Origin of the sequence: Streptomyces sp. MMG1533 (genome assembly GCF_001279775.1) — a bacterium.
Lineage (GTDB): Bacteria > Actinomycetota > Actinomycetes > Streptomycetales > Streptomycetaceae > Streptomyces.
In genome coordinates this window covers 1-13,655 of record NZ_LGDG01000234.1, presented here as the reverse complement: position 1 = coordinate 13,655, position 13,655 = coordinate 1, and the positions used below count along the sequence as shown (strand labels likewise).

At 71.2% G+C, this 13,655-nt stretch carries 9 protein-coding genes, 2 tRNA genes and 1 pseudogene; 7 read left to right on the top strand and 5 right to left on the bottom strand.

Annotated elements, in window-relative coordinates; all coding sequences use genetic code 11:
- The first annotated feature begins 15 nt into the window (after positions 1-15).
- The 4 genes and pseudogenes from ADK57_RS29730 to ADK57_RS52050 form a co-directional block, all read left to right on the top strand.
- Positions 16-258 carry a hypothetical protein gene (locus tag ADK57_RS29730; RefSeq protein ID WP_053752700.1) on the top strand — a complete coding sequence of 81 codons (243 nt, stop codon included), beginning with the start codon at positions 16-18 and terminating at the stop codon, positions 256-258.
- Positions 259-507: 249 nt separating this feature from the next.
- Positions 508-951, top strand: coding sequence for a glycine-rich domain-containing protein (locus ADK57_RS29725; protein WP_053752699.1), 444 nt, complete (start codon positions 508-510; stop codon positions 949-951).
- Between the two features lie 70 nt (positions 952-1,021).
- Positions 1,022-1,858, top strand: a complete 837-nt coding sequence (locus ADK57_RS29720) for a protein kinase domain-containing protein (RefSeq protein WP_053752698.1) — start codon at positions 1,022-1,024, stop codon at positions 1,856-1,858.
- A gap of 581 nt (positions 1,859-2,439) precedes the next feature.
- Positions 2,440-2,760, top strand: a pseudogene (locus ADK57_RS52050) (tyrosine-type recombinase/integrase); the annotation flags it as partial.
- A 91-nt stretch (positions 2,761-2,851) separates the two neighbouring features.
- Here ADK57_RS52050 and ADK57_RS29715 read toward each other — a convergent pair.
- Together ADK57_RS29715 and ADK57_RS29710 are read right to left on the bottom strand one after the other, a co-directional pair.
- A tRNA-Arg gene (locus tag ADK57_RS29715) sits at positions 2,852-2,924 on the bottom strand.
- 198 nt (positions 2,925-3,122) lie between these two features.
- A tRNA-Ser gene (locus ADK57_RS29710) sits at positions 3,123-3,213 on the bottom strand.
- Positions 3,214-3,384: 171 nt separating this feature from the next.
- Between ADK57_RS29710 and ADK57_RS29705 the strand changes: the two genes are divergently transcribed.
- Complete coding sequence (locus ADK57_RS29705) at positions 3,385-3,846, top strand: SSI family serine proteinase inhibitor (RefSeq protein ID WP_053752697.1); 462 nt, start codon at positions 3,385-3,387, stop codon at positions 3,844-3,846.
- 298 nt (positions 3,847-4,144) lie between these two features.
- Positions 4,145-8,797 (top strand): PAS domain-containing protein, encoded by a 4,653-nt coding sequence (locus tag ADK57_RS29700; RefSeq protein WP_078973414.1) that lies wholly within the window; start codon positions 4,145-4,147, stop codon positions 8,795-8,797.
- A 139-nt stretch (positions 8,798-8,936) separates the two neighbouring features.
- Here ADK57_RS29700 and ADK57_RS29695 read toward each other — a convergent pair whose 3' ends face one another.
- Positions 8,937-9,515, bottom strand: coding sequence for a TetR family transcriptional regulator (locus ADK57_RS29695; protein ID WP_053752695.1), 579 nt, complete (start codon positions 9,513-9,515; stop codon positions 8,937-8,939).
- 135 nt (positions 9,516-9,650) lie between these two features.
- On the opposite strand from ADK57_RS29695, the gene ADK57_RS29690 reads away from it, so the two are divergent.
- Positions 9,651-10,901 carry an MFS transporter gene (locus ADK57_RS29690; RefSeq protein WP_053752694.1) on the top strand — a complete coding sequence of 417 codons (1,251 nt, stop codon included), beginning with the start codon at positions 9,651-9,653 and terminating at the stop codon, positions 10,899-10,901.
- A gap of 160 nt (positions 10,902-11,061) precedes the next feature.
- On the opposite strand, the gene ADK57_RS29685 is transcribed toward ADK57_RS29690, so the two are convergent.
- Together ADK57_RS29685 and ADK57_RS29680 are read right to left on the bottom strand one after the other, a co-directional pair.
- Positions 11,062-12,720, bottom strand: a complete 1,659-nt coding sequence (locus ADK57_RS29685; RefSeq protein WP_420711913.1) for a long-chain fatty acid--CoA ligase — start codon at positions 12,718-12,720, stop codon at positions 11,062-11,064.
- Between the two features lie 143 nt (positions 12,721-12,863).
- On the bottom strand, positions 12,864-13,421 hold the full coding sequence (locus ADK57_RS29680) for a SigE family RNA polymerase sigma factor (protein ID WP_053752693.1): 558 nt from the start codon (positions 13,419-13,421) through the stop codon (positions 12,864-12,866).
- Between the last annotated feature and the right edge of the window lie 234 nt (positions 13,422-13,655).

Here is a 13,655-nt window from a genome sequence, read left to right as displayed (position 1 = left end):
GGTACCCGAATCGCGATGCTCGTGGGCATGGCGAGCAATCAGCAGACCAGACCAGCCATCGGTGAACTGGCGAAAGACAGTGCCACCGGACGTATCGGCGTCGTCATGGGTGAGATCGGTGGCCGCGTGCAGATGCGGCCGGTCCGTGGCGGCAGGGAGTGGGATGCCATGCCGGGCAACGTGGTGGCACCCAGTGCGCGGGAGGAACTGAGCGCGCGCCTGGCCGTGCGGAACGGCAACAGTCAGGTCCCGCTGTGATGCGCGCCGTCGGCCGGTATGCCGGGGTCCTGTTCATCATCTGCATCAGCGGTTCGTGCGGTCTGGTGATCGGCATGGCCCTCGGGACCAGCCAGTAGACCGGCCGCCCCGGACGGGTGTCGATCGCACGACTCCCCGTCCCCGTCCGGGGCCGGCCTCCAAGCCCGCTTCCCGATCGTCTATGAGCCGAGCTCGGCGATCAGGGCGGGTGGTACGTGCCACGCACCACCTCACCTGAGGAGATTGCACATGACGGCAACAGCGAACGATCAGAAGACCGGTCGCGCGGTGGCTGGTGAAGAGCTGTTCGAGAGCCTGGCCCGCTTCGTGGTCATCCACAACGGGCAGTCCCCCAAGCGCGCTGAGCGGATCGCGGACCAGGCGGTCGCGTTCCTGGTCACGGCGGCCACTGCCACCGTTCCCATGGTTCCGTCCGACGACGTCGACCTAGGCCTGCACGCGCTCATCCTGCACACGAAGGAATACGCCGTGCTGTGCGAGCAGTACGCGGGCCGCTTCCTGCACCACAACCCGATGCCCGGTGGAGGAAGCCGCGAACTGGAGAAGGTCGCCGCCTCGGCTCGCGCAATGAAGGAGGCCGGGTTCGTGGTCTTCGACGACCTGTGGACCGTGGACGGCACGAACCTCGCGCAGTGCGACTCGGACTGCGGCCGACCGTACGGTCAGGCGTAGCTCACGACAACAGTGACGCGGCCGGCCTCGACTCGTGGTCGGCCGCAGTCGCCCGGAGGGAGAGGAGACCTTGTCCGGCCCAACACCTGAACTGCCGATCGTGGTGCTCGACGCGCTCATGCCCACTTCGCAGCGCGTGATCATCAACCGCCGGGGCTCCACGGTCTGGGAGGTGGAGAGCCCCCGGGGCCACTACGTCGTGAAGCTCGGGTATCCGATCGAGGCCACGGCCGAGTGGCCTGCTCAGCCCTGGACTGCTCTCGCGCCGGCACGCGAGGGCGCCGTCCTGCATCGCCTCGGACTCAATGAGATCGCGTACGGCGAATGGGAGCGCGGTACTTGGAACTTCCAGCCGTGGCACGAAGGGCCAGACCTCTACAGGCTGTGGGAGCCATGCCGCAAGCAGGGCTCGTCCATCGAACCTCACACCAGCGTGGCGCTGGGATGTGTCGAAGCTCTGGCTGATCTCCACGTACGGGGCTGGGCCCACGGTGATGTGCAGCCCGCCCACTTCATCATCGGGCCGGAACGAACGCACCTCATCGACCTCGCCCTGGCCCGAGGCGGACAGGTACCCGAGGGGTACGACTTCCCGTTCCGCGGCTGCCTTGTCCACTACGAAGCACCGGAGATCGCGCGCAGTGTGCTCGACATCGGGGAAGCGGAGCCAACACAGGAAGCCGACATCTACGCACTCGGGGCCTCGCTGCTCATCTCCGCCACGGGCTGGCGGGCAGTCGAGTACCCGGACGACGCTCCCCGCCCTGTGCAGCGAGCGGCAGTGGCCAAGGGTCTGCGTCGGCCCGTGAAGGTGCCGGGTGAGCTGGGCGAACTGGTCGACGCGATGCTCAGCCATGCTCCGGAGGATCGGCCCACCATCTACGAGGTGGCCAAAGCCCTGATCTGATCCCGAAGGCCCGACTCGTCTCGCGTCACCCGTGCGCGGACGTCAACAACAAGAGACCGGACCACCCCTCAGCCTGGACAGCATTCCGGGTGGTCCGGTCGTGGAAGCCCTGATCAGGACCCCGGTGCCGATGGTACCGGGGTGGTCGTCGTGCCCGGATTCGGGTGTGGCTATAACCCCTGCTTGCCGTTTACGAGTTAGAGAGGAGGACTGTTGAAGTTCGGTCATCGGTGGCGCAGTTCTGACCTGCGCCACCGAAAGTCAGCCACGGCGGCGAGTGCGCCGAACAAGCACCCGTCACGTATGTCTCCAGCAACCCCGTACCGGCCTCAGCCACGTTTCCGATTGCCAAACGGTGGCCAGCCGGGCGGCGGGGTCGTCCTTGGTCGGGCTCGGCCTGGTCCTGTTCGTGGTCCTGGTGCTCGGGCTGGGCGAGTTGCTTCCTGGCCTGGCTGTCTGCCTTGGCGGTGCTGCGCGCTGAGTGGCCGGGGGCCGGCGCAGCGGTGGCGGAGACAGGGAGCGGCGGCGGCCCGTGGCCGCCAGCGCGCGGCCCGCCGTAGGCGGGCCGCCTTGTCTTCACCACCCGGAACGGAACCCCTATCGAGCCGCGCAACCTCAACCGCTCCTTCGAGGCGCTGTCCATCCGGGCCGGCGTCCGCAAGGTCCGCTTCCACGACCTACGGCACACCTGCGCGTCACTGCTCCACGAACAGGGCGCCGACGCACGCATGATCATGGAAGTCCTCGGCCACAGCTCGATCCGCGTGACCATGGACATCTACACCTTCGTCCGGCTCGACTCGCAGCGCTCGGCGTTCGATCGTGTCGGAGATGCTCTAAGGGGTGACGGCAACGGTCCGGATGATGGCGACGGTGTGGTCGGTGTCCCGATAGCCATCTGATCCGATCCCCAGAACGCTTACCGTCAAACACTGCCGTCAACGCAAAAGCCAGAGGCCCTGTGGATCTCTCCACAGGGCCTCTGGTCTGCTGTGCACTCGGCAGGATTCGAACCTGCAACCTTCTGATCCGTAGTCAGATGCTCTATCCGTTAAGCTACGAGTGCTTGTTTTGTTTTCTCGCCGCTTCGGACCTACCGGCCCGCTCGCGGCGACAGGAAGAACATTACATGACTGCCGCCGCCATGTGAAATCCGTTTGCCATACCCCTTGTGACCTGCAGAAAAGGCCCTCAGAGCAGGGTCGGGAACGGTGCGGGAACGACGAAGCCCCGGCCGTGTCGGCCGGGGCTTCGTGATCAGGCGCGGAGGCGGAGGGATTTGAACCCTCGATGGGATTGAAGTCCCAAACCGCATTAGCAGTGCGGCGCCATAGACCGGACTAGGCGACGCCTCCAGCACAGCCGCCCGCGCGAGCGCGAGTGGTGCGTGCAGATGATGACACAGTCGAGCGTGGTGTCACCAATCGCCTCCCACGGTACTAGGAGGGCGGGGCGCAGGGCAAAGTCCATGACGACGGTGGTGGGGCGGCGCGCAACGTCCGGGGGGCCACGGCGTTAGTCAGGTCATGTTGCAGGTCACCCGGCTCGGCCGGTTCGCGCGGTTCGCCCCTCTCGTCGTCGGCGTCGGCTCTGCCGTCTCCCTGTCCGCGGTGCCCGCTGCCGCCGTCTCCACCTCCTCCCTCGCACCCCCGCCCGCGGGCGGCGACCATCTCACCGTCACCGTGCGCAACGCGGGCGGTGACGCGGACGGGACGTACGAGGTGGACTGTCATCCCGGCGGGGGGAGTCATCCCGATGCGGGTGGGGCGTGTGGTGTCGTCGAGCGGAACACGCGATGGGGGAAGGACGCGTTCGCTCCCGTGCCCGGGGACGGTGTCTGCACCATGCAGTACGGCGGGCCGGCCACCGCGCATGTCACCGGGACCTGGGCCGGGCGGCCCGTCGACGCGCGGTTCGACCGCAGCAACGGCTGTGAGATCGGGCGGTGGGACCGGCTCGTGCCGTTGCTGCCCGAGGTCGGCCGGTAGGGCTGGGCAGGGTCCGGTAGGGGGCGGGACGGGCCCGTAGGGGGCACAGCGTTTTCATGGCGGATGCCCCGGCTCCGTAAAAGTCCCGCGAAGGTCTCGCGGAGCCGAAGTGGGAGCACAGGCACCTCGTCGCAGATGGGGTCACACGTTCTACGTCACTTCGTCGTGCGACCTCCCTCTCATCCGGCGTCGCGAGCGCAACCGCTGCCCTTAGACTCCCTCGCGTGACACGTCGCGGGCCGGTTGGCAAGATGGCCCGAGCGGTCGGCAAGGTGCGGTAACAGGGAGGAAGCGTCTCGTGAGCAGCAGGCCATCCCGAGGCGCTGCTCGCCTCGCAGCCATACTCGACGCGCTTCCCGATGCGTTGGTGCTGGTCAACGCCAATGGGACCGTCGTCAACGCGAACACCATCGCGCTCGAGGCCTTCGAGGCGCCGGGGACCGCCCTGGTCGGGCGAGGGCTGCTCGATCTGCTGCCGCAGTTCGACTCCAAGCTCATCCCCGGCTCCATGCGGCGGCCCGACCACATGGACCCGCGCGGGCGGACCAAGCCGACCCGGATGATCGCCCGGCGAACCGACGGGACCGAGTTCCCGGTCGAGGTCTCCAGCGCGAACCTGGAGAACGGCCAGCAGGCGTACGACAGCTACAGCTACGGCGGCGACGAGCTGCTGATGCTCGTCGTACGGGACTTGACCGGAACCGTGGACACCGAGGCCGAACTGGCCCGGTCGCAGCGGCAGACCGAGATGATCCTGCGGGCCGCGTCCGAGGGCGTCGTGGGGACGGACACCGAGGGACGGATCGTCCTCGTCAATCCGGCCGCCGCTCAGATACTGGGGTACAGGGCCAGCGATCTCGGCGGGCGTGAGCTGCACGAGCTCATCCTCCACTCCCGTGTCGACGGCACGCCCTTCCCGTACGAGGAGTCCCCGCTGGCCGACACCCTGCGCTCCGGGCGCAAGCACCGGGTGCGCGGGCAGGTGGTGTGGTCGAAGAAGGGCGAGAAGCTCCCGGTCGACCTGACGACCGCGCCCGTCCGCGACGGCGACCAGCTCGTCGGCGCCGTACTGACCTTCACCGACCGGCGGCCGTACGACGCGCTCGCCGAGGAGAAGGCCACCGCCGAGAAGCGGCACGCGGAGGAGCTGGAGCAGCTCGCCGAGGAACACGCCTCCGAGCTCACCGCGCTCCGCCAGAAGCACGTGACCGAACTGGAGGGGCTCCAGGAGCAGCACGACGAGGAGCTCGCCGCCGGCGAGGAACGGTACGCCGCGCTCGGGGAGCGGGAGAAGGACCGGTACGAGGCTCTCGCCGGACGCCATGATCAACTCCTCACCCTGCTCGCGCGGTCCCTGCGCGGGCCCCTCGACGAGCTGCGCCGCGAGCTGGCCGCGCTGGCCGCCGACGACGCGGGGCAGCTGTGGCCCGAGGCGAACCAGGTGCTGCATCACCTGTCGGCCGGATATTCGCGGATCACGACGCTCATCGACAACGTCCTCGGGTACCAGCGGCTCGACACCGGGGCGGACAGCATCACGCGGACGAACGTGATGCTCGACGCCGTCGTCGCGGCGGGTGTCGACGGGGCCGTGGAGCTCATCGGGCCGGGCCGTGTGCAGTTCGCCGTGCACGCGCCGCCCATCGAGGCCGAGGTCGACGCCCAGCTCCTCGCCAGGGCCCTCGCGCACCTCGTCGCGGACGTCGCCGGTGTCGACGCCACCGGGAACTCGCCCGTCTCGGCGGGCGGTTACATGGACAACACCGTCGTCGTCGCGGCGGCACAGCGCGGTGAGGTCGTACGGATCGAGGTACGCGGACCGTACGCCGGGGGAGACCCGGTGCACGAGCCGATCGTGCGCGGGATCGTGCGCGCCCACGGCGGCGTGCTGCAGACGCACGAGGTGCCGGGCATGAGCGGCAGCGCGTACGTCCTCGAAGTTCCGCTCGGCGGTGGGGCGGGAGCTGTTGCGGCTCCGGGTCCGGCCGCGCTGGAAGCGGCCCCCGCCGAGGCCGTACTGCCCGAGCAGACCACCGGCGGGGGACGTCGGCGGGCCCGGCGGGCCACCACCGACGCCTTCCTGGACGGCGAGGTACCCGGCGACGCCGACGGTTCCGAAGCGGAGGCCTCGGCGCCGACCGGGCGACGCAGGCGGCGGGCGGCGGGCGCTCCCGCGCAGGAGATCGCGCCGGTTCCGGCCCAGGCTTCGGGTGACGCCGGGGAGGTTTCCGGCGGCGGCACGGGGCGGCGGCGGGGGCGGCCCGCGGAAGCTGCGGCCGCAGGTGAGGGTGCGGTTCCGGGCTCGGGTGCGCTCGGGGACTCGGTCGCCGGTGTCGCCGAAGGGGCCGTGGTCATGGCCGCCGAGCATGCGGCGGGAACCGCTGCCGTGGGGACCGGGCTGGGTGGAACCGTGCCGCCGCAGGGCGTGCCCGCGCCCGACGGCCGGCTTGCCCTGCGCGACGGTGGCGAACAGCCCGCCTTGCCGGCGGCCTTGCCTGCGTTGGCCTCCGGCGATGCGGCGCAGGGGGCCGGGGCGGGGGCCTCTGCCTCGAATGCTCCGACTGCTCCGACTGCTCCGACTGCTCCGAATGTCGCGGATGCCTCGGCTGCCGAGGGTGCTGGAACGGTCGAGACGGCTGAACAGCCGACCGGTCGGCGCCGGCGTGCGCTGGCCGCCGCGTCGGAACGGGCCGCCGCACAGGAGGCGGGGCCCCGTTCGGTGTTCGCCCTGCCGCCTGCGGAGGCCGACCGGGTGTCCGAGGGTGCGGCTGCGCCGGGGGCGGTTCCGGGTGCTCCGGGTGCTCCGGGTGCTGGGCAGGTTCCCGGACAGGTTCAGGTTCCCGGACAGGTTCAGGTTCCCGGACAGGGTGGTCCCGGTGACGCCCTCGTCGACGACGGTCGGCACGACGCCGTCCCGCACGGCCAGGCCGACGACCACACCCCTCCGCAGCCGCATCCCACGAGCGCGCCGACCGGGCGTCGTCGGCGGGCCGTCGGCCAGCGCGCGGAGGCGGAGCCGGCCGGGGTTCCCGAAGGAGCAACCGGGGCGCCTGCTCCGGGAGTTCCCGCGCAGGGAGTGCCCGGACAGGAGATTCCGGCGCAGGGAGCGCCGGTCCCGGCCGCGCAGGTCCCGGCGGTCGGCGTGCCTCAGGCCCACGCGGCCCAGGCAGGCGCGGTCCCTCAGGGCGGTGCGACAGCGCAGCAGGTGCAGCCCGGTCAGATGATGCAGGCCGTGCAGCCCGGCACGCCGGTACACCCCGGCGCACCCGCGCAGCCCGGCGCCCCCGTCCCCCCGCAAGCAACCGGTCCCGGCCACCCCGTGCCCAACCAGGGCGGGTCCCCCCCCGCCGTGCCCAACCAGGGCCAGCCCCTCCCGGACGAGGCACCCCCCGGCCAGGGTCTCCCGCCCCAGGGCACGCCCGCCCAAGGCACCCCGGCGCAGGGCACGCCCCCCGGCACCCCGCCCCAGGGGATCGCCGCCCCCCAACCGTGGCCCGCCGCCGACGACAGCACGGGCGCCGGTATGCCCGTACCGCCGAACGGTGCCGCCGCCCCCGTACCCCCCAACCCGGCAACCCCACAGAACGCTCAGGCCGCACAAGCTCCGCAGCCCCAGCAGCCCCAGCAGCCCCACCCGGGCACCCCGGCTCCCGGCACCCCCCTGCCGCCCGAGGCCGCCGGAGCAGCCGGAGCCCCCGCCGCGCCCGCCCGCGCCGCTCAGCCGCTGCCCGCCGAAGCCGCCTCCGCGCCCGTGGACCCGAACTCCACGCAGGGGCGGGCGATCAGTGTGCGGACGTTGGGGCAGGGTGTGCCGTTCAATCGGCAGGCGGTGCAGGTGCAGCAGCCCTCGGCAGCCGTCGGCCCGCTGCCGTCGGCCACGCCTCCCCCGAACCATCCGGGCGGTTCCGGCAGGCGTCGGAAGCTCGGTACGCGGCCCGATCCCGCCGCGGCGGCGGCGCCTGAGCAGGCGGCGCGTCCGCACCCGCCGACCGAGCAGCCCGCCGTACCGCCCCAGCCGAACACGCAACCGCAGTCGCAGTCGCAGCCCGTGCCCCAGCCCTCGCTCGCCGGGCAGTCGCGGCTCGCGCAGGCGACCGAGGGCACCGGACGGTCGTACGCCATAGGGGCGCCCGACGAGAACGCCGCCGAGGGGCCCGAGCCGTTGGACGGTCCCGGCGGTGCCGTCGAGATCGCGGACACCCCGCGGCCGCAGCCGATGGACGACGAGCTGCCGCCGGAGCCGCTCGACAACCCGCGGAGGTTGCTCGTATGGCCCGCGCCCGACGTCACCACGCAGCAGGCGCTGAGCGACCGCGGGTACCGGCCGGTCATCGTGCACTCGCGCGAGGAGGTCGACGCGCAGATCGCGGCCTTCCCGGCCGCGCTGTTCGTCGACCCGCTGACCGGCCCGATCACGCGGACCGCGCTGCAGTCGCTGCGGCAGGCGGCGGTGGCGGCCGAGGTGCCGGTGCTTGTGACGGCCGGGCTCGGGCAGGCGTCGCGTGAGGCGGCGTACGGCGCCGATCCCGCCGTCCTGCTGAAGGCGCTCGCGCCGCGCGACACCGAGCAGCATCCGCCGCGCGTGCTGCTGATCGAGGAGCACGCGGAGATCGCGCTCGCGCTGACCGCGACGTTGGAGCGGCGCGGGATGCAGGTGGCGCGGGCCGCGAGTGATGCGGATGCGGTGACGCTGGCCGGGCAGCTCAGGCCGAACCTCGTCGTGATGGATCTGATGCAGGTTCATCGGCGGCGGGCCGGAATCGTGGACTGGCTGCGTGCGAACGGGCAGCTCAACCGCACCCCCCTCGTCGTCTACACGGCCGCCGTCGACCAGGCGGACCTGCCGCGCCTGGCGTCGGGGGAGACGGTTCTCTTCCTCGCCGAGCGCTCCACGAGCGGCGAGGTGCAGGCGCGGATCGTGGATCTCCTGGCCAGGATCGGGATCAACTAGCCGATCAGCCCATCCGATGAACCCATCCGATCAACTCAGCCGATCAACCCAGCCGCCTCAATCCGCCGACCAACCCAGCCGCCTCAATCCGCCGACCAACCCAGCCGCTCAGATCAACCAGCGATCGCCCCGCCCATGCCTAGGGTGCGATCAGCCTGCGTGCCGCCTCCTTGATCGAGGCGCGCAGGCGGGCGTGGTCGGCGTCCTCCGGGCCCGTGAGGATGCGGCGCATCTGCGGGACGGCGGCGGCCCAGTTGGCCAGGGCCGTCAGGAGGAACAGCAGGTCGCGGGGCGGGAAGCCGTTGGTGATGACGCCCCGGGCCTGGCCGTCCTCGATGGCGGCGACCTTGCTCGTGTAGTGGTCCTGGCGCTCGGTCTCGTCGGGCAGTTCGTCGGTGCCGTACTCGATGCCCTCCCAGAAGAGGAGGCGCAGCAGTTCGGGGTGGGCGGCGTGGTAGTCGAGCAGTCGGTCGATCCAGCCCTCGATGTCGTCCGGATCGACGGGGACGGCGGCGGCGAGGTCGACCATGCACGTGCCGAGGACCTTGGTGAACAGCTCCGCCTTGTTGCCGAAGTAGGCGTAGATCAGCTGTTTGTTGGCCTTGGCCGCGGCGGCGATGCGGTCGATGCGGGCGCCCGCGATGCCGTACCGGGCGAACTCGGCCACCGCCGCCTCGTAGATCCGGGCCTTGGTGGCCTCGGGGTCTCTGACTGCCATGGGGGCAGGGTACCGCCGGAGACGACCCTTGTAACCAACCGGTTGGTTGACAGGGAATTCGGGTGCGGTCCAGACTGTTGACCGTTCCAACCAACCAGTTAGTTGCTAGAGCTGGCTCTAAGGAGCTCTTCCGCCATGCCGACAGCAGTCACCGCCCAGCAAGCCCGCACTGCGACCCGGGAGCCGGGCATCGCCGCCCGCTTCCTCCTCCCCCTGATCGCCCTGGCCACCGCCGTCACCGCCGCCAACATCTACCTCGCGGCCCCACTGCTCCCCCTCATCGCCCGCGACTTCGGCTCGACCCCCTCCGCCGTGGCCTGGATCGCCTCGGTCGCGCAGTTCGGCTACGCCGCCGGCCTGCTCGTCTTCGCCCCGCTCGGCGACACCGTGAACCGGCGCCGACTGGTCGCCGTCCTGTCCCTCGTCGCGGCTGCCGCGCTGGTGGCGGGCGCGGCGGCCGCGGGGACCACCGCTCTCGCCGCGGCCGTCCTCGTCGCCTCCGCCGCGACCGTCGTCCCGCAGCTCCTCGTCCCGCTGGTCGCCCGGCGCGCCCCCGCCGACCGCCGCGCCCGCCATGTCGCGGCCGTCATAGCGGGCCTGTTCACCGGCATCGTCGCGGCCCGCGTCCTCGGCGGACTCGCCGGGCAGGCATTCGGCTGGCGGGCGGTGTTCGTGGGCGCTGCGGCGCTGACGGCCGTACTGGGCCTGCTGACGGCCTACGCCCTGCCCACCGAGCACCGCGCCCGCCGCACCGGCCGCCTGTTCTCGGGCCTCGCCGCCCTGCCGTCCGTGGTCCGCAGCTCGCCCGACCTGTGGCGCGCGTGCGTGCGCCAGGCCGGGATGTACGGCGCCTGGAGCGCCCTGTGGACCTCGCTCGCGCTGCTGCTCACCGGGGAAGACACGACGGGCTACGGCCTCTCGACCGCGACGGCCGGCCTCTTCGGTCTCTTCGGGCTGGCGGCGAGCGTGGTCGCGCCCCTGGCCGGCGGCCTCGTCGACCGCTTCGGCGCCGCCAAGGTCGTACGGTCCGCGTATCTCCTCGCCGCCGCGTCCGTACCGCTGTTCTGGCTGGGCGGGCACGTGATGGTGTCGCTGTTCGTCGCCGCGATCGCCGTCCACGCCGCCCTGGTCGCCTCCCACGTCGCCAACCAGACCCTCGCCCTCACCACCACCTCAACCCCGGCCACTGCCAACACGGCCTACGTCGTCGCCGGCTTCGCCGGCGGCGCCATCGCCTCTGCCCTGGCCGGCTCGGCCTTCACCCACTTCGGGTGGGGCGGGGTGTGCGCGGTGGCGGGCGCGTGGCTGGTGCTGGGGTGGACCACTACGGCCGCGCGGTCGACCACTACGGCCACACGGTCAACCACTGCCGCCGTACGGCGATGAAGTCGGTGTCTCGGCATACGGCGATGAAGTCGGTGTCGCCGCACGGCGGTGAAGTCGGTGTCTCGGCATACTGAGAAGTCGGATTCGCCGCACGACGGTGAAGTCGGTGTCCGTACGGCGGGCAGGGTCCTGTCGGGCGCCCTGCCCGCCGTATCCCGCGCTAGAGCTCGGTGACGTCCAGCTCCCCCTCCGCGTAACGCCTGCGGAGCACCTTCTTGTCGAACTTGCCGACGCTCGTCTTCGGCACCGCCTCGACGATCGACCAGCGCTCCGGGAGCTGCCACTTGGCGATGTGCCCCTCGGCGGCGAGGAAGGCGCGCAGGGACTCGAAGTCGGCGGTGGAGCCCTCCTTGAGGACGACCGTGGCCAGCGGGCGTTCGCCCCACTTGTCGTCGGGGACGGCTACGACGGCCGCCTCGGCGACGTCCGGGTGGGACATCAGCGCGTTCTCCAGCTCCACCGAGGAGATCCACTCGCCGCCGGACTTGATGACGTCCTTGGCGCGGTCGGTGAGGGTGAGGAAGCCGTCCGGGCTGATGGTGCCGACGTCGCCGGTCTTGAGCCAGCCGTCCTCGCTGAACTTGTCGGCGGGGCGCAGCGGTTCGGCGCCCGGGCCGTTGTAGTAGGCGCCCGCGATCCAGGCGCCGCGCACCTCCAGCTCGCCGGCCGACTCGCCGTCCCAGGGGAGGCGTTCACCGCCGGGGCCGGAGAGACGGGCCTCGACGCTCGCCGGGAAACGGCCCTGGGTCAGGCGGTACGCGAACTCCGCTTCCGTGCCGACCACGTGGGCCGGCGGCCGGGCGATGGTGCCGAGCGGGGAGGTCTCCGTCATGCCCCACGCGTGGCAGACCCGCATGCCCAGCTTGTCGAACGCCTCCATCAGCGAGGGCGGGCAGGCCGAGCCGCCGATGGTGACCTGGGTGAGGGAGGAGACGTCCCGCGGCTTGGCGGTCAGCTCGCCGAGCAGGCCCTGCCAGATGGTGGGGACGGCGGCCGCGTGCGTCGGCTTCTCGCTCTCGATCATCTCGGCGAGCGGGGCCGGCTGGAGGAAGCGGTCCGGCATCAGCATGTTCACGCCGGTCATGAAGGTCGCGTGCGGCAGGCCCCACGCGTTGACGTGGAACTGCGGGACCACGACGAGCGAGGTGTCCTGGTCCGTCAGGCCCATCGACTGGGCCATGTTGACCTGCATGGAGTGCAGGTAGATCGAACGGTGGCTGTACACCACGCCCTTGGGGTCGCCCGTGGTGCCGGAGGTGTAACACATCGCGGCGGCCTGGCGTTCGTCCAGCTCCGGCCAGTCGTACGTGGTCGGCTTCCCGGCGATGAGCTCCTCGTACTCGTGCACCTGGACGGCGCCGGTGCCCGCGAGCAGCGAACGGTCGCCCGGACCCGACACCACCACGTGCTCCACCGTCTTGAGGTGCGGGAGCAGCGGGGCGAGCAGGGGCAGCAGCGAACCGTTGGCGATCACGACCTTGTCGGCCGCGTGGTTCACGATCCACGCCAGCTGCTCGGGCGGAAGGCGGAGGTTGAGGGTGTGCAGGACCGCGCCCATGGAGGGGATCGCGAAGTAGGCCTCGACATGCTCGGCGTTGTTCCAGGCAAGAGTCGCGACGCGGTCGTCGCCCGTGACACCGAGGTCCTCGCGCAGCGCGTGGGCCAGCTGGGCCGCTCGGTCTCCGATCTCGGCGAAGGAGCGCCGGTGCGGCTCACCCTCACCGGTCCACGTGATCACCTGTGATGATCCGTGGATCGTCGACCCGTGGGTCAGGATCCTCGAGATCAGCAGCGGTACGTCCTGCATGGTGCTCAGCACGGCGGTCCTCCCGGGGCGGCATTGCCTAGGCGGTGGTAAGGGCTGCGCAAAGTCTGCGCGCATACCGCGCGGTATGTCACTAGGGAAGCGTGATCGATCAGGTCACGTTGCGGTCGGCGTGTGAAGACGGTACTGGTCCGGTGCTATCGGACCAGCACCAGCTCGGGGTCCTCGCGCAGCTTCCCCAGCGCCCGGGACACCGCCGACTTCACCGTGCCCACCGACACCCCGAGCACCTCGGCCGTCTGAACCTCGCTGAGATCCTCGTAGTACCTGAGGACGACCATCGCCCGCTGCCGGGCGGGCAGCTTCATGATCGCCCGCCACATCGCGTCGTGCAGCGCCTGCTGCTCGGCCGGGTCGTCGGCGGCGCACACCGGCTCCGGCTCGGGCATCTCGTCGCACGCGAACTCGTCGACCTTGCGCTTGCGCCACTGCGACGTCCGCGTGTTCAGCAGCGCCCGGCGCACATAGCCGTCCAGCGCACGGTGGTCCTCGATGCGTTCCCAGGCGACGTATGTCTTGGTGAGCGCGGTCTGCAGCAGGTCCTCCGCGTCGCTCGGGTTCGCGGTCAGCGACCGGGCGGTACGCAGCAGCACCGGCTGGCGTGCCTTCACGTACGACGAGAACGAGGGGTACGGAAGGGTCTGCGTCGCCGGCGTGGCGGCCTTCGAAGCGCTGGTGCAGACGGGTGTGGTCATGGCTCCACGCTAAGAGCGAGAGCACCTCCGGCTCATCGGCCGCAGGTCCCGAAGACGAGTCCGCCTCAGGTTGTAGGGGTGGTGCTGGCTGCACCTCCTGAAGGTGGAGTGCAGGACGACTCGTACTGCGGGTTCACCGTTCCTAATGACTGAGTGGGAGTGGGTCCTGTTGCCAGGACTCGTGCTCAGCCGGGTGCTCCGAACGGTGTTGGGCACCCTGGTCGCCCGCTTTCG

Excerpts from the sequence above, each read along its gene's own strand:
- ADK57_RS29725 (WP_053752699.1), top strand. The coding sequence starts at position 508 with ATGACGGCAACAGCGAACGATCAGAAGACCGGTCGCGCGGTGGCTGGT.
- ADK57_RS29730 (WP_053752700.1), top strand. The coding sequence starts at position 16 with ATGCTCGTGGGCATGGCGAGCAATCAGCAGACCAGACCAGCCATCGGT.
- ADK57_RS29705 (WP_053752697.1), top strand. The coding sequence starts at position 3,385 with ATGTTGCAGGTCACCCGGCTCGGCCGGTTCGCGCGGTTCGCCCCTCTC.
- ADK57_RS29680 (WP_053752693.1), bottom strand. The coding sequence starts at position 13,421 with ATGACCACACCCGTCTGCACCAGCGCTTCGAAGGCCGCCACGCCGGCG.
- ADK57_RS29690 (WP_053752694.1), top strand. The coding sequence starts at position 9,651 with ATGCCGACAGCAGTCACCGCCCAGCAAGCCCGCACTGCGACCCGGGAG.
- ADK57_RS29695 (WP_053752695.1), bottom strand. The coding sequence starts at position 9,515 with ATGGCAGTCAGAGACCCCGAGGCCACCAAGGCCCGGATCTACGAGGCG.